The 19,422-nt window shown below is 38.6% G+C and carries 1 protein-coding gene; it reads right to left on the bottom strand.

Translation table 11 applies throughout. The features are described from left to right. Positions 1 to 31: 31 nt before the first annotated feature. Entirely contained in the window at positions 32 to 19,291 is a 19,260-nt protein-coding gene (locus P2W75_RS05455; RefSeq protein ID WP_276379347.1) for a T9SS type B sorting domain-containing protein, read from the bottom strand. Positions 19,292 to 19,422: the final 131 nt, after the last annotated feature.

Here is a 19,422-nt window from a genome sequence, read left to right as displayed (position 1 = left end):
TTTTAGATAACATCATAGGGGCTTTATTTTGTTATCTGTATAAAGTGAAATGTCCAACAAACTCACGTGAGTCTTTCTCGTCATTCAGTTTAAGAACGTACCAGTAGTCTCCTGTTGGTAATTCTGAACCTTGATATTTACCATCCCATTTCTCACCATAGTGGTATTTCGCAATTACACGTCCGTATCTGTCAAAGATTTCGAACACAAGGTTGTTGTAAATATTTGTACAACCAGGACCCCAAGTGTCAGAGATTCCGTCACCATTAGGCGTAAAGTAATTGTCAATACAAACATCTACGTAAGTCATTGGAACAATCATTGTCGCGGTACATCCATTTTGATCTCTTACAATTACTTCATAATCTCCAGATTTGTAGATTTTGTATTTGTTAGATGTTGTGAATGGTTCTCCGTTGAAGCTGTATTCGTAGCTTGGAGCTCCTCCTACACCTGTTACAGAAATCACGTTCATTTCTGGCTGACCATCAGATAATTTGATAGTTAATTTATCGAATGCTACAATGTTGAAGCTTGCTGTTGGCTGGATACATCCGTTAGTATGTCTAGCATAAATTACGTGAGTTCCAGGAGCTACATCTTTAAATACATTATCCAATTGATATGGACCTGCTTGGTTATCAAGAGCATAATCAACTTCAGAAGGATCAACTGTTCCATTAATGGTTACTGTAACTGTATTTGTCTCACATCCGTAAACTACTTCTCTTAATGGATCAAGATCTACAGCCGTTGGTACAAGAACTTCGATTTCATAATCACAACCGTTAGCATCTTTAACGAATGCTGTGTGGTTTCCACCAGCAAGACCATCAAATGTATGCTGTGTTCCTGTTACCGCAACAAATGGACCATTGATGTTATCAAGACTTACTGTGTAAGGAGCTGTTCCTCCAGCAATGTCAATTGTAAATTCACCATTTAGATCTCCAACGCACTGCTCACCAAGGATTGAATTAGGTGTTACAGCTGCTGAAAGTGGTAACGCTGGCTGCGTGATCACTACATCTGTCATTACATAACATCCGTTTTCATCCTGAGCGATTACAGTATATGTACCGAATGTAAGTTTATCAAAAATGTTAATCGAATCAAACTGGTTTAAGTCTGGTGATATCGCATATTTAATTTGTCCTGTACCTCCTGTTGCAGTTACAACAATTTTACCATTGTTTTCACCGAAACAAGAAACATTTGTTGCGTCAAATGTAGCTTGTAAAGCAACTGGCGGCTCGTTGATTGTAATAAGAGCAGATGCATCTTCACAATCGCCGCTTACTACTTTTACAATGTAATCTCCAATTACTAAGTCTTCGAAGATTCCAGTAGATTGTGGTCCTTGAACTACTGTACCTCCAGCATTTTCTAAAGTATACACATAGTTTCCTAATCCGCCTTTAGCTTCTGCTACGATAACTCCTGTAGCTTCACCTGTACATTTTACAACTGCATTAGTAACGTCAACATCAATATCAAGCGGTTCTAATGGATCGATTGCAATTTCGTTAGAAACAAATCCTACACATCCAATTGCATCTTTCACATAGTAGCTGTGTTTACCAACTGGAACTGCGAAAGTTACTGATGATGTAAATGTGCCTAATGTTGTTGTGAAACTAGCATCATCACTATACGTATATGGAGCTGTTCCTCCTACTGCGCTTAATGTTAATGTTGCCTGAGTTAAACAGGTTTGTGAAGTTTCTTCAACTAATGTTGGAACTACTTCTGTAGGCTCATTAATTACAATATTTGTTGATGTTGCAGAACAGTTGAATCCGTCTGTAACCGTTATTGTATAGGTTCCTGCACCTAATCCGCTGAATACTGGGCTTGATTGAGGTCCAGATGATACAACAGGATTTGCTGATACAATGTTCAATGTGTACATGTAGTTGCTTCCTTGTCCTCCTGTTGGCGGATCTACTGTAATTACTCCAGATTTATCTCCGAAACAAGTTAACATAGTTGCATTTGCTGTTGCATTGATAACGATTGGCGCTGGTACTACTAATACTTCAGTTGCTGTATCGATACAACCTGCGTTGTCTCTTACGTTAATTGTGTAGTTACCTGCTGATAATCCTGGGAATACAGCTTGAGCAGAGTAATCAACTAAAACGGTTCCGTTTAATAGTAACTGATACTCATATCCGTTATCCCATCCGCCAATTGCTGTAGCAGTAATTTGTCCATCATTGTTACCAGCAGCACATGTAATATCTGCTTTTGTAGTAGTCAATGTTAATTCTGCTGCAGGCTGTTCGATTGTGAACAATGTGCTTACTGTACAGAATGGGTTGTTTACTAATGTTGCTACAACAGTATATTGACCAGCGGTTAAGTTAGAAATTCTAACTGGACCTGCATTTGTAGAAGTTCCGTTGCTTGGAACCGGACCAGTGATTACGTAGTTGAATATTCCGGCATCGTCTGTTGGGTTCAATTGGTTATCTACAAAAGTTAAGTCAACGCTTCCGTTAGCAGCACCGAAACAGATTTTTCCGTTAACTGTTACTGCTTGGATTTCGAAAGTATTAGGATCGTTTACATAATGAACTTCTTCAATAATACATCCTGTCGCAGGGTTTTGAACTGTGATTAGATAATCACCAATTGTTAATCCTGTGAATACTCCGTTTGTATTTGTCTGGCTGAATGTATTACCATTCGTACCTGTAACTGTATAGTTTAATAATACTGGTGTACCTCCTGTTGTTGATACTGTAACTGTAATGTCTTCGTTTGAAGTACATGTTACAGCTGTATTTACAGTAACGTTGATATCGTCTAAGCTAATAAACGGATTAACAACAGCTGTTCCAGTAGTAGATCCCATACATCCATTATCGTCATAAACATTTACAGTATAGCTTCCTCCTAAGAAATCAGCTTCGCTGTATACGTTATCAGCACCTTTTTGAACTACTACTCCGTTTTTCAAGAACTCGTAGATTACGTAGTTTCCTGATCCACCTGTTACTGAATTAACAGTGATTGTAGCATATCCTGAAGCATTTGTTCCAGCAGCACAACCGTACTGTGCAATTACTGGCGCACCTACAGTTATTACGTTTGGTTCGCTGATTCTGATATCTTCAGAATCTTGACAACCTCTTCCTGAAGTAACCGTTACGGTATAATCTCCAGCTTCAAGGTTTTCAAATACATTGTCAGTTTGTGCTGGTCTGTTAACAGCAACTCCTAAAGCAGTTGTTCCTGTTAAGGTGTACGTATAAACTGGGTTATCATTTACGCCTGCACCACTTGGAGTTAAGCTAGTAGTGATTGATCCATCAGATCCACCTTTACAAGAAACGTTTCTTCCTTGTAATGCAAGTCCTGTGATAACAGTTGCAGGAGCGATTTCAATTGTTACTTGGAATGCACATCCTGTAACGACGTCTCTTACTCGTACAATATGTGTACCTGGAGCAACATTGTTGAATACTGCCGGAGTCGTGTTTACAATCACACCTCCGTCTAATGTATATCTATAATTTGCTGTTCCAGAACCACCTGTTGCAGTTGCTGTAATAACACCATTATTTAATGTACAGCTTGGAAGCGCATTAACTGTAGTGTCAAGCTGTAATGCTGGTGAAATAGTCACCGCTGCTGTGGCAGTTGCAGTACATGCATTAGCGTCTCTTACTGTAATATCATAAGTTCCTGCTGCATTTACAGTAAATGTTGGGCTAGATTGGAATCCGTTTCCAATGCTATACTCGTATGGTGCAACACCTGAACCAACATTAACGGTAAATGTATATTCACCAGCTGCTGTTGGACATTGGCTTGTAACATTTGCAGTAATTGCGCTTGGCAATGGATCAACTGCAATTGTAATTGGGATAAACGTTTCACAATTATTAGAATCGATCACGTATGCTGTCCAATTTAAGCTTACTGCTGGATCAAGAACCGCATTATTACTGTTTGAATAATCAGCAGCTGTTGGAGTCCCTGTTCCTGCGATGAATGCGTATTGATAATTTGGAGTTCCACCTGCAGCAGTTACGCTAACTTGTGCACCAGAATTACAGTTTGCATTTATGTTTGTTGTTTCAGTTAATGTCAATACCGATGGTTCACCAACAGTTACTGAAGCACTAGCTGTACAGTTTGTTGTTTGATCTGTTACTTCAACTGTGTATGTACCAATTGGTAAGTTAGTTAAAGTTACCACTTTACCTGTTTGTGTAATAGTTCCTGTAGTTGGACCTCCGATTAATGCAACAGTGTATGTTCCAGTAAAGTTATCGACGTCAAATTTCACAGAACCATTCGCACCTCCATTACAGCTCACATCATTTACTAATTGACCAGCAATAGTAATGTTCACTAAAGGATCAACAGTGTAGTATTCTTCATCTTTACAACCGTTAGCGTCTGTAACTTGGAACAAGTAAGTACCTGCATCAAGTAATGTAAAGACACCACTAGTAGCCCCTGAAGTATTTGTTACTGCACTTGCAGGAGAAAGAATTTCATAATGTAATGCACCAACTCCATTTGTAACAGTTACTGTTACTGTACTAGTTGTGCTAGCTGTTGGAGCACAGTAAATAGGTGTTCCAGTAATTGTGTTAATCGTTGGAGGATTCAAGGCTGGAATAGTTACACTAACCGGTACAGCAATGATACAGTTGTTAGCATCTTTTACGTATGCCGTAACTGTTCCTGAACTGTAAGTAGTGAACGTATTTGTTGCACTGTAGTTGGTTCCTCCATTGAAACTGTATTGGTAAGGAGCTGTTCCTGTTCCTGCTGTTACATTTACTGTAACTACTGCAGGCTGGGTAGCATTTCCTGTTCCGCATGTTAAACTCTGTGTCAGTACAGCTGTAGCTGCAAGAGCCGTAGGTTCAGTAATAGTAGCTGTTACGATTACTGAGGTACATTGTTTAGCATCCTGTACTTCAATGTTGTAGGTTCCTGCTGTTAATCCTGTAAAGATGTTTGAACTCTGGTAAGCTCCGCCGTTGATTCTGTACTGGTATGGAAGGATACCATTAGCAGCTGTAACAATGATGCTTCCGTCGTTTCCTCCTATACAGCTTACATTAGTCTGTGTGAATGTTGCTGTAGGAGTCGTTGTTGGCGTAACTATTACCGGAATCGATAATGCCTGGCATCCCTGGCTGTCTGTTACTCTGAAAGTGTACGTTCCAGGTGCAGCAGCTGTATATGGTGATGTTGCAGCCACATATCCGCCTCCGTTAAAGTCAACTTCAAATCCTGTGTATGTTAATGTTCCCTGAGTCGCTAATAATGTAATGCTTGCTGATCCTGCACAAGTTAAATCCTGTGTAAGTGTAGCCTGCAGTAACAATTCCTGGCGTAAGGTATACGGACTTGAAACAATACAGCCGTTTCCGTCTTTAATATAGAATACGTAGTTGCCCGGAGCATTCAATACAAAGTTAGGACTTGACTGGTAGCCGTTACCGATACTGTATGTCGGTGTGCCGACATAAGTTCCTGTAATTGTGATAGGCACCGGAGTTCCTGTGTAGCAGTATAATCCTGCTGATGAATTGATTGTTGGAAGTGCATCGGTAGCGATTGTGATATCAACCATAGTTACACATCCGTTGGCATCAATTGCGTAAGCATCCCATTGTGTATTTACTGCCGGATCTAATACTGCATTTGCTGCTGTATCGTAATCCAGAGGATTTGGTGCTGCTCCGTCCTGAACAAACTGGTATCTGTAGTTTGGTGTACCGCCTGCGGCAGCAACTTCAACTTTTGCTCCAAAATTACAGTTTGCGTTTACGTTGCTCACAATAGTTAAGCCAAGTGCTGCTGGCTGGGTAACCACCACTGAAGCTGTAGCTGTACAGCTTGTTGTGTTATCTGTTACCTGTACTGTGTAAGTTCCAGGAACTAAACCTGTAACATTCACTGTGTTTCCTGTCTGTGCCAGTGTGCCTGTACCTGCTGTAAGAACTGCTGTATATGCTGTTCCGTAATCAGCAACTGTAAATCTTACAGCTCCGTTTGCCTGTCCGTTACAAACCACATTGCTCACTAACTGGCCTGCAATGCTGATGTTGGTTACAGGAACAACTGTGTATGATTTCTGGAACGTACATCCGTTAGCATCTGTTACCTGGAATAAGTAAGTATCAGGCGCTAATCCTGCAAATACAGCTGAAGTCTGTTTTGGAACTGCAACAGGAGATAAAATCTCATATTGAAGTGTTCCAACTCCGTTGATCACATTGCTGATCGTAACTGTACTTGTCGTGTTTGCAGCAGGCGCACAATAAATCGGCGTACCTGTGATATCCATATTCGTTGGAGGGTTCAAGGCTGGTACATCTACTCCATTTGGTAAAATGAAGATACATTCTTTAGCATCCTTAACGAAAACGTCAAATGTAATACCAGCAAACGTTTCATACGTATTTGTGCTGGTATATGTTGCTCCTCCATCAAAACTGTATAAGTATGGAGCTGTTCCATCAGCAGCAGTTACAGTAACAACTGCTTTAGTTGGAAGGTTTCCAGCCGCACAAACTAAATTAGCAGTAATAGCTGAAGTAGCTGTTAAAGCGGTTGGTTGTAATATTGTGATTGCTGAACTTGGGAAAATACAAGATTTAGCATCTCTTACGGTAATAATATATGAGTTACCAGCAGATAATCCTGTGAATACATTTGATGTTTGGAATGTTCCTCCGTCTAATTGGTATTCGTAAGGACCAACTCCTGAAGTAACATTTACCGTAATTGTTCCATCTGAACCACCATTACAGCTTACGTCAGTTTGCGTAGTTGTGAAAACAGTGTTTGGAAGAGGATCTAATGTAAATGTTTCAGTAGCTTGACAAGCTGTTGGCAGCTTAGCATCGCTTACTCTGAAAATGTAATTTCCTAGAACGCTTGTTGAAAGTACGTTTGTAGCCATAGTAGTATAGCTTCCTCCACCATTTGTAGAGTACTCATACGTATATGCAGTATTGTAACCACCAGTAGCCGTTAAAGTAATTTGGGCATTTGGAGTTGCTGTACAATCAAGTTCTTTCGTTAATGCCACGTTTAATAATAATTGTGGTTTAACTTCATAAGTAGTAGTAGCTGTACAGCCATTACCATCTTTTATAACTAAAGTATATATTCCAGAAGCATTAAATGTAAAGTTAGGGCTTGTTTGGAATGTACTACCGTTAACACTGTAAGTAGGTGCTCCCGCAACTGCAGGATCTACTGTTCCTGTAATTGTAATTGTAAATGGAGTACCATCGTAACAAATTGCTGCTGGTGCTGTAATTGTAGGATCTGCATCTCTGTCTAATGTAACTGGAGCCGCTTTAATACAACCGTAAGCATCTTTTACATAAGCCACGTAGTTTCCTGCATTTCTGTTAAATGTATTAGCAGAAGCCCATCCAGCAGTTGTTGCTGTAGGTACAGGATCTGTATCAGGTAATAATAAATATGTATATGGAGCTGTTCCATCTTTTCCAATAGCTGTAATAATACCAGAGTTTGGATTACAGTTTGCATTTTTAGAAACCGAAGCTGTAACTGATAAATCAATAGCAGATTCTGTAATATTAAATGAATTAGTAGCAACACTACATCCTGCATTTGTTGCTCCTGCAGTTTCTCTAATTACTACTACGTAATTTCCGAAACTTAATGCACCAAGGTTGTTGATTGCAAGATTACCATTAGCCGGAACAGTACCTGTTCCTGTAATACCAGTGCTAACTAAAGTGAAAGCATCATAGATTTCATAACTAATTGGTGTTGCAGTTGGGTATGTACTATTTACTGTGAATGAAACATTTCCATTATTACTTCCTCTACAAGTAATATTATTAGCTGTTAATCCTGTTACTGTTAATGTAGAGTTAGTTGGGATAGGGAATTCAGCTGTTTCATAGTAGTAACATCCTGTTCCACCATCATGTACAATGAAAGTGTATTTAACTCCTGGTAATAAGTTAGGAATAGATGTTTTCTTACTTCCCACCGCATCTTCGTCATACCATGGAAGTGTTGTTGGTGCAGAATAAACCATTCCTGGACCTGTGTAAACTGCAAAGTGGAATGGACCAGGACCTGTAATGTTTGTTGAAGCAGCACCAATAGCCACAACTGCTGAACCTAATGAAGAACAATCAGCTGGCGGCGGTGTTACTGTTATATCTAAATCATCTGGCGGAGAAGCAACAAATACATTTTGTTCAATATTTGTACATCCGTTCGCGTCTGTAATGATGATTTGGTATAAACCAAAGTCAACTACTTCAAAAACAGCAGTAGAACCTGTTTGGTTTGTGATTTGTTTGTTATAACCATTAACACCTGTTACGTGGTACGTGTAATTTGGCGTACCTCCAGTAACAGAGTTAATTGTGATAGATCCTAAAGATACACCACCTGCACCACAAGTAATTGGAGTAACTGTTCTGCTTACTACAATTGGTGTAGGCTGTAAAATAGTAATATTGAATGTATCTGTACATCCTTTCGCATCTGTAACTGTAACTACATAATCACCAGCTGCCAAACCAGATGTTTGAGAACCGTAATTAACTCCTGTAGTGGTGTTTAATACCGTGTATACGAATGGTGCCTGACCTTTTGTATTGTCAATAGTAATAGCGATTGCTGCAGTAGCATCACCATTACAGTTTATGTTTTGAGTTTGTGTAACTCCAGTAATTTCAGGTAATACTGGTGTAGTAACGATAACTGCAGATGATGTAGCTGTACATCCTCTTGAATCTGTTACTGTGAAAGTATATGAACCAGCTGTGCCAGTTGTGAATACATTTCCAGCAAATGTTCCTGTATTTGGAGAACTTGTATACGTAAATGGTCCGATTCCTCCTGCTGGTGTTAACGTAATTTGTGCATTAACTGGAGCAGAACATGTAATATCTTTATCTAAAACGGCATTTAATGTTAATGCATTGTTTACAATAACAACGTTACTGTTTGCTGTACATCCGTTACCATCTTTAATTCTAACTGTATAACTTCCAGGAGTCGTAATTACAAATGTATTACCTGCCTGGTAAGAAGCTCCTCCGTTAATACTATAGCTTAATGGCGCTACTAAACCAGCACCTGGTGTTGCTGTAATAGTGTAAGAACCTACACCAAAACATTGACCAGTAGCTGAAGCTGTAACTGTTGGAACTGGATCTCTTGTAATGGTTACATCAAGTTTGAATGTACAACCATTTGCATCGATTACGTAAACATCCCAGTTTAAGTTAACTGCTGGATCTAAGTTTGCTTTGTTGTTATTTGTATACGTTCCCGCTGGTGCACCATCTTGTACAAATGAATATCTGTAAACTGGTGTTCCTCCTGCTGCTGTAACCGTTACTTCAGAAGTGCTTACGAAACAGTTAGCATTAACTGCTGTGTAAGTTGCCGATAGGGCAGCTGCTGGCTGGCCAATTGTAATAGAAGCATTCGCTGTACATCCTGTTACTTCATCAGTAATAACAATTGCATAAGTATTAGCTGTTAAATTAGATAATGTAACTGTAGCAGTATTTACTCCTGTAACAGCTGTTCCTCCGTTAACTGTATACGAATAAGTAGATCCAAAACCAGAAACATTTAATCTGATAGAACCTGTATTTCCTCCATTACATAATACATCACTTAATTTGCTAGCTGTAACTGTAATTGGTGTAACCGGATTAACCGTATAAGCTTCTGTATAATAACATCCATTAGCATCTGTAACTCTAAACATATAAGTTCCCGGCGCTAAACCTGCGAAAGCATTAGAGGTTTGTTTAGGTACAATTACTGGTGATGGTGCAATTGTTTCATATTGTAATGCTCCAACTCCATTTGTTGCTGTTAAAGTAACAGTAGTTGTTGTAGCGGTACAAGTAACCGCAGGAGAAGCAAAAGTTAAGTCTGTTGGAGGGTTCAATCTTAATAAAGTTCCTGAACCTGTTACAGGACATCCTTTAGCATCTCTAACTGAGTATGTAAATGGCTGGTCAGCTCCGTTATCGTTTAATGTTAATACATTATTTGAGCTGAATGCGCTTCCGTTGAAGCTGTATTGATAAGGTGCAGTACCTGTTCCAGCAGTCACGTTGATTGTAACTGTTCCTGCTACTTTACCGTTTGCTGCATTACAAGAGAATGGAACTGTTGTAATGGTAGCTGCTAAAGTAACTGGCTGTGTAATGGTAACTGCTACTGATCCCTGGCATCCTTTACTGTCTCTTACATAGAAAGTATAAGAACCTGCTGCTAATCCTGTAAATGCTGGATTAGTTGTGAATCCTGTTGATGCATTATTGCTGTATGTAAATCCGCCTGATCCACCTGCACCTGTTAAAGTAACAGATCCGTCAGAAGCACCATTACAGCTTGCGTTTGTTTGAACTGCTGTAACAGTAGGATTTGTAATTGGATCAACTGTAACAACAGCTGTTTTTTGACATCCGTTAGCATCTGTAACTACAAACGTATAAGTATCTGCATTTGCAGGAGTAACTGAGTATGTAAATGTTGGACCTGAAATTGGAGCACTTGCTGTACTTGGTGTTCCTGATCCTTTTTGTACTGTATATGTGAATTGAGATCTTCCTCCGCCAATTGTAACTGTAATAGTTGCGTTTGGTGTAGCGGTACAATCTAACTCTTTAGTAACTGTACCAGTTGCTGTTAATTGAGGGTAAACAGTTGTTGCTGCTGGAGCAGATGCAATACAACCATTTGCGTCTTTAACGTATACTGTATATGATCCTGCTGGAACTGTAAATGTATTGCTTGTCTGGAATGCTCCAGTTGGACCAGCGATTCCGTACGTTAATGGAGCTAGACCTGTTGCTGTTGCCGTGATTGTAAATCCGCTTCCAGAAGCTGTACATTGATTGTTTACGGTTACGTTTGTAACTGCTGGCATAGCATCCATAATTACTGTAACTGTAGATTTTACTGTACATCCGTTAGCATCTTTAACATATACATCCCAAACCATGTTAGCTCCAGAATTAGTATCTACTGTTAAAATAGCACTATTTGTGTAAGGAGATGATGGAACTGTTGACGGGCTTATAGCATAAGCATAAGTATAGTTAGGTGTACCGCCTGTTGCAGTAACCGTAATTTGTGAATTGTCGTTGTTACAGTTAGCATTAGTTGCGACAGCAGATGTAATGGCTAAGTTAGCCGCTGGCTGACCAATAACGATACTTGCAGAATTAGTACAACCTGTTGCTGTATCTGTTACCTGAACCGTGTATGTTCCTGCTGCAACATTAGATAATGTTAATGTATTTCCTGATTTAGTAAGTGTACCTGAACCTAATGTTCCTGCTGTTAATGTAAATGTATAAGCACCTACAGTAGCATTTCCAGAAACTGTATACGTTCCAGATCCTGTAGAACCTCCTCTACAAAGAACGTCACTTGTTTTATTACCTGTAACAGAAATAGGAGTTACTGGGCTTACAACATAAGCTTCTGTATAATAACATCCGTTTGCATCTGTTACTCTGAAAGTATACGATCCAGGAGCAAGACCTGCAAATGAATTAGAAGTTTGTTTTGCAATAATAACTGGAGATGGAGCAATTGTTTCATATCTCAATGTTCCCACTCCATTTGTTGCTGTTAAAGTAACAGTAGTTGTTGTAGCGGTACAAGTAACCGCAGGAGAAGCAAAAGTTAAGTCTGTTGGAGGGTTCAATCTTAATAAAGTTCCTGAACCTGTTACAGGACATCCTTTAGCATCTCTAACTGAGTATGTAAATGGCTGGTCAGCTCCGTTATCGTTTAATGTTAATACATTGTTTGAGCTGAATGCGCTTCCGTTGAAGCTGTATTCGTATGGTGCTGTACCAGTTCCAGCAGTCACGTTGATTGTAACTGTTCCTGCTACTTTACCGTTTGCAGCATTACAAGAGAATGGAACTGTTGCAATTGTTGCTGCTAAAGTACTTGGCTGTGTAATGGTAACTGCTACAGATCCCTGGCATCCTTTACTGTCTCTTACATAGAAAGTATAAGAACCTGCTGCTAATCCTGTAAATGTTGGATTAGTTGTGAATCCTGTTGAGGCATTATTGCTATATGTAAATCCGCCTGATCCGCCTGCACCTGTTAAAGTAACAGATCCGTCAGAAGCACCATTACAGCTTGCGTTTGTTTGAACTGCTGTAACAGTAGGATTTGAAATAGGATCAACTTTCGTTACTACTGTACTTTGACATCCGTTAGCATCTCTAACTACGAAAGTATAAGTATCTGCATTTGCAGGAGTAACTGAATATGTAAATGTTGGACCTGAAATTGGGGCGCTTGATGCACTTGGAGTTCCTGATCCTTTTTGTACTGTGTATGTAAATTGAGATCTTCCTCCGCCAATAGTAACTGTAATAGTTGCATTTGGTGTAGCGGTACAATCTAATTCTTTCGTAACTACACCTACAGTAGTTAATTGTGGATAAATAGTAAGTGCTGTTGCTGTAGTAGCTGTACAACCATTTCTGTCTTTTACTGTTACTGTATAAGTACCAGCCGCAACGTTAAATGTATTTCCGGTTTGGAAAGAAGTACCATCAATACTGTATGTTAATGGCGCTAATCCAGTACCTGTTGCAGTAATTGTAAATGAGTTTCCAGAAGCTGTACACTGATTTCCGTTTGTTGCTGTTACCGTTGGAAGGTTATCTGCTGCAACAGTAACAGCATTTCTTGTAATACATCCGTTAGTGTCTTTTACATATACGTCCCAAACTAAATCTGCACCAGAATTAGTATCAACTGTAACTACATTACTTGCTGCATAAACTGTTGGAGCTGCAGCACCTGATCTTACTGCTGCGTAAGTATAATTTGGTGTTCCGCCTGCAGCCGTAACGGTAATTTGTGAATTGTCATTGTTACAATTTACATTGCTTGCAGCAGCTGTGAATGTTAAAGCATTTGCAGGTTCTGCGATTACAATGCTTGCATTAGCAGTACAACCTGTTGCATTATCGGTTACACGAACTGTATAAGTACCAGCAACCACATTTGATAATGTTAATGTGTTTCCTGATTTAGTAAGTGTACCTGAACCCAATGTTCCTGCTGTTAATGTAAATGTATAAGCACCTACAGTAGCATTTCCAGAAACTGTGTAAGTACCAGATCCTGTAGCTCCTCCTTTACATAGAGCATCGCTTGTTTTGTTTCCAACAACAGCGATTGGAGTTACTGGAGTAATAGTGTAAGGTTTGTCAAAATAACATCCGTTTGCATCAGTAACTCTAAAGTTATAAGTTCCTGCAGCTAATCCTGGGAATACTCCTGTTGTATTAGAAGCAGCAGATGCAGCTGGTGATGTAATTGAATATGTTAATGTTCCTACTCCATTTGTTGCAGTTGCTGTAACTGTCGTAGTTGTTGCTGTACAAGTTACTGCATTTGAACTGAATGAAATATCAGTAGGAGGATTTAATCTGTTTATTGTAATAGTTTGAACAGGAGTTTTACAACCTTGAGCATCACTTACTACATAAGAAATAGTTTGATTTGTGCCGTTATCTGTAACAGATAATGTACGTGTGCTTGAGAAAGTTGTACCACCATCAAAACTATATTGATATGGAGCTGTTCCTGTTGTTGGAACGGCAATTGTTACAGTCGCTGCTTGTTTTACATTTGATGCATTACAAGAAAATGCTGTTGCAGATGCAGTGCCTGTTAAAGTTGTTGGTTCAGCAATAGTAATGCTTCCAACAGCAGAGGTACAACCATTACTATCCATAACTCGGAAGTTATACGTTCCTGCTGCTAAACCTGTATAATTTGATTGTGTTGTATAAGTCGTTGGAACAGGAGTTGTTGTACTTCTGTAGAACAAGTAAGTATAAGAACCTGATCCACCAGCTCCTACTAATTGTACAGACCCTGTTGAAGCACCATTACAAGTTGCATCAACCTTAGTTGCTGTTACAGTAGGGTTTGTAAGAGGGCTGATTATAGCACTTGTTGTGGTAATACATCCTTTAGAATCTGTAATTTCAAAAGTATAAGTTGCTGCTGTTGTTGCAGTGTACACAAATGAATTACCCGTTACATTGATTGAAGAACCATAAGCTGCACTATTTCTTCTCACTTTATAAGTAAAAGCACTTGTGCCTCCTGTAATAGAAACTGTAATAGTAGCATTTGGAGATGTTGTACAATCTAATGTTTTAGAGATAGTGGCACTTCCTTGCAACTGTGGTGCAATAACAATATTACTGATAGCAGCCGTACAGTTATTACTATCTGTTACTAAGATGTTATGCGTACCAGGACCAACATTTGTAAATGTGTTAGAAGTCTGAGCTGCAGCACCATCTAAACTATACGTTAAAGTTCCAGTTCCAGTAGCCGTTACTACAAGTGTTGCTTGATTTACGGTATCGTAACATAAATCAGAACTTGCAGCTAACGAAGCTGTTGGAGCATTTGGAGAGGTAATATTAACCGTTGCTGAAGCTGGAGATGAACAAGAGTTAGCATCTCTAACTACTATTCTATACGTTCCAGAAGGAATATTGGTAAATACATTCGACGTTTGGAATGGTACTACAACTGTAGTTCCATTATTTTGTCTTAACTCATATTGATAACTAGGCGTTCCTCCTGTTACTGTCGCCGTAATAGAAGCTCCATTTGTACAAGTTGGCTGAGATGTAACCTGAGCTGTAACCGCTAAAGCAGCTGGTGCTGTAATAGGTTGAGAGAATGGGAAGCTACAAGTCGATGCGCTATTGTTATAACGTATTTGAATTGCGTATGTTTGGCTTGTTAAACCTGTTATTGTTACAGGAGATACTTTAGAGTTTATCCAAGTAGTTCCATTGTTGATAGAATAATCAAATCCGTATGGAAGATTAAAGTTTTGTGCCGCAATAGTAATTTCTCCATTATTTCCACCATTACAAGTAACATTTTTAACTCCTGTTATAGAAGCTGAAAATGCTTTATTGCTGTCAATAACAATTGGGAAATCTTTTTGGCTGATACATGATTTTGGAATCTGACGTACCCAGATATCATCAATTACGATATCATTTCCACCATATTCAACACTTCCAGAACGAATTCTAAAAGTTAAATTCGTATTGTTTCCTGGGTTTAATGAAATATTAATAGGAACCCATTTTGTTCTGTTTGGATCATTTGCTGCTTCAGCAATTTTACCAGTATCTTCTGTAGCCACTACAGTACCAGCACTATTCACTAACTCAAATCGTACGATAGGAGCTGCTCCATTTACACCAGTATTTAATAAGTTACCTACGTATAAAGAAACCATTACCGGTTGATTTGGAATAACATCGATAATTGGTTTACTGTATAAAACTCCGTAAGGTCCTGCTGCAGCTCCAATATTTACTAATAAATATCTTCCGTTTGCGTCAGAGCCATTTGAAGTATGATCTTTAAAGTGGTACCAAGCAGTATCATTTCTCCAGAAGAAACTTGTTACTGAATATTGGTTATCCTCTACAGAACGAGTTGGTGTTCCATTTAAAGAACAAGTATAAGGAGGGTTAACTCTTTGATCGTTGAAACAGTATGCAGACGCGATACCAGGAGTTGTTGTAGTTCCTCCTGACCCGAAATCTTCAATTAATAAATTACTGTATGTTGGAACAGAAACTAAATTATATTTTACGCTTACTGTATGAGATCCCGAAGGAACATTTAGAAAAACGTTAGGAGGTGTATTTGTATTTAATACATTATCAAGGTAATACTCATAAGTATAATTTGCTCCTCCGTTATTGGTTACTGTTACAGTACTTGTTGCAGTACCGTTACAGTTGTAAACTGGTGCACCCACTGCAATTGTAGGATCTGCTGGTTTTGGATCTAAAACCACACCTGGCATTGCAAACGTACAACCTTTAGAGTCTCTTACATAAAGCGTGTAAGTTCCTGGAGCAACATAAGCTTCATTTGAAGTTCCATAAGATGTACCTCCATTGAAGCTATAGGTATAAGGAGGTGTTCCTCCTTGAGGATTTGTAATACGAACTTTACCATATCCGTTTCCTGAAGGGTCGCAACCTGCTAATTCAGAAACACCCGCTGATGCTGATAAAGCATTTGCAGGAGCATCGATTACAAGTGCAACAGCAGGATCAGTACAAGTTGTTCCTGAAAGTGTATAGCGCACTACAACATTATAAGTACCTCCTGTAAGGTTAGGGAAAACAGGATTACTGCTGAATGTTGCGCCATTATCTATACTGTATTGTAAAGTGTATCCGTTAGCATTAGTAACGTTAACACTAATTTGAGCCGTTTCACCATTACAGTTGATTTCTGTTTTTGAAATCGTGTAAACTGGTTTTGGATTAGCTGTAACTGTAATAGATGTAGTTGTGCTACAGTTGTTCGCATCTACAACTAAAATATTAAATGTACCTGGAGCCGTTACCTCAATTTCATTTGATAATTGGAATGTTGTTGATCCGTTTATGAAATGATAATATGGTGCAGTTCCTCCAGTTGTAGTAACAACAATTTTTCCATTGCTGCATGATGTCAACGGTACTGTTAAAGCAGCCGTAGCATTCAATGCTGCTGGAACTGGATTAATAGTAACATTTACAGATTTGTCACAAGTAGGTGCAGGTGCTCCACCTACAGCGCCATTCGTAACTCTTACTCGGTAAGTTCCCGGATCTAAATTTGCAAATGTATAATCTGCATTAGCAGTTGGTCCAAAGCTGTTCACTAAAGTACCACCGCTGTTGTAGATATAATAGTAGTATTGTGGATCAATATTTTCTGCTCCAACTTTAATCGTTCCTTTTTGTCCATTACATAAAGGCTGAGTTACTACAGTACTGATATTTAAACTTCTATCTCTAATTAAAATACTAGGAACAGTAAAAATACAAGGATTAGTAGTTACACCCACTTGTCTGATATGAACTGTATAAGAATTTGGAGTATTGATCGTAAAGGTATTACTAGACTGGTAAGCACCAATCGTTCCGTTTGGATCTGTACTGATCGCATATTCGTATCCAGCAGGAACACCTCCAATGGTAATACTTCCCGGAGTACCGCAAGTAATATCTTTATGTGTTTCGCTTGGAGTTAATGCGTTTGTATACACATTAAAGTAAAAACGGTTGAAACATCCTCCCGTATAATTTAATGTCAAACGGAACTGCCCTGCAATATTGGCATTGTAACTAGGTCCGCTTGCTACCTGAGTCCAAGTACAAGATGTATTTTCATTGGCACAATTTTGATTTGTAACCGCAGCACAACTACCCTCGTTTAATTTTTCCCAGATAATACTTGAAGCGTCAGAAATACTAGTTGTAATTTGTCTTGATGCATTACCGCCGCATAAGAAAATATTCGGCAGTTTTTTACCATCGTTAGGACAAGTTACTACTTGATCTGCAAAAGGTATTACAGGATTTTGTGTTGTTGCTCCAAATCGAGATACAACGAACTCCTGAGAAATTGATCGACAAGGTGCTGCTGCAAGGTTATATACATAATAAGTACCAGGATCTTTAACTGTAATGGTTTGTCCGCTTCCTATTTGCTGTGTACGTGCCTCATCGCTATACCAAGTATAATTAGTATATCCGTTAGCTGCCGTTAAATTGATAGTTTCACCACATAACGTAACGTTTTCAGAAAATTTACAGCCGTCAATTCCAACCAAAAAGTTTGTTGCCTTAGGAACTAAGATACATCCTGTATTCGTGTTAACACTCGGGTCATCAGAAATTGTAAAAGTAGTATTCTGTGTTCCTTTATAAGTAGCATAAGCCGAGTTGTCAATACTGTTAGAACAAGCTTCGCTTAACATATGACAATCCGGAACTACCTGAACTTTGAAACTGATTACTTTTTCAGGGTCACCCACTTTAACAACATTGTTATTAACTGCAAAAACAATATTTCTTGTAGTAGCATTATAACTCTGAACCGTTACACCTGATGGAAGTGAAACAATATCGGCAGGATAATTAAAAATAATATTAATAGGCAGCTGATCTCTAATTGTAAATGAAGTAGCGTTATCATTACCTGTGTTTCTGAAACCAATTTCATAATTAAGCGTCTGCCCCATTGTTACGTTCTGTCCGCCAATGTTTGCTCCAGCCGCATTTTTTACAATTTTCGTTAAAACAATTTTAGGCTCAATAATCTCAACGTTGAATGCATTGAAAAATAATCCGTAACCGTCACCACTTGTGGTAAGTTTTAATTGTGCCGAAGTATCGTTATTCTTTATAACACTACCACCGGGGTATGCTGCAGTCGCTGGATTGGGTACATTTAGAATACCAGCTTCAAAGCCAAGCGTGTTACCACTGGCAGGATTTCGGGCAGTGTATGGACCGTTTGTATCGTTAATAGTACTATTGAAAAAGTTGTTAACCGGACGTTCTGCTGTAGAAATATCAGTATTATTAATAGAATATTTATCACCCGTTAAGTTAACGTCACCCTCTAGAGCCGCAAAAGCTAACTTTGCTTTTACAGAACCGGTTGGAATCGTTTTAAATCCTGAAATATCATACGTTACTGGTCCGCTTGAAGCCTGAATCCATCTGAAACCATCAAAAGAAGTAATATATTTAGCAGAAGATTTTGGATCTTCATAAACCACAAATAAATTCCATCCTGCTGAGAAACCACCATTTATCTGTCCTCTACCTGAAATAATATTCGCAACGGTATAAGTACCTTCTGGATTTGCCAATGCTTGAACTAATGCTGTAGCATCATAATAATAAGCATACGGCATTTGATCCCCATTTGAAGTAGACGGGTAATAATCATAAATTAATTGTCCAGTAATATCAGTATAAGCAGTCTGATTAGGTAATTTAATTTTAATAGAACCTAAATTGTTTCGATTTACTGTTCCGTTATTTACGGCTCCCTGGCTGTAAATACCCGCCCAATAAAGTCCCGCATAAACAATTTTATAACACTCCCTGCTTGTTTGAGGAACAGCTAAATTAGCCGAGCTTGAGCTGAATGTAGTATTATCATTATCGATATCAATATATTGCATATTAAGATCGTTGTTATTCTGGCTCGTAGAATTAAAAGCGTTATTTGGGCGCTCATTATTCCTAACATCTCTATTCAAAATATTATTACCAATCAAAAGCATATCACCTTTTAAACTCGTATCGAAACGAGGGGTAAAATTTTTCTGAGAGAACATAACAAAACTTTGAATACAAAGTAATACAGCTAAAACTAATTTTAAAGTAGTAGGTTTCTTCATGTTTCTATGGTTTCGGTTTAACGGCTGTTTCTTAAAGGGGCATTTAAGAAACAGCATATAATCTTTATTTAAAATTTACTTTATTGTTCCTATTCTTTTTTCAAAGAAGTCTAGATCTATATAATTCTTTA

The sequence above is a fragment of the Flavobacterium sp. H4147 genome (assembly GCF_029360735.1).
GTDB classification, from domain to species: Bacteria; Bacteroidota; Bacteroidia; order Flavobacteriales; family Flavobacteriaceae; genus Flavobacterium; species Flavobacterium endoglycinae.
The sequence above is the reverse complement of the archived record's forward strand: the minus strand, read 5'-3'. Positions and strand labels throughout refer to the sequence as shown.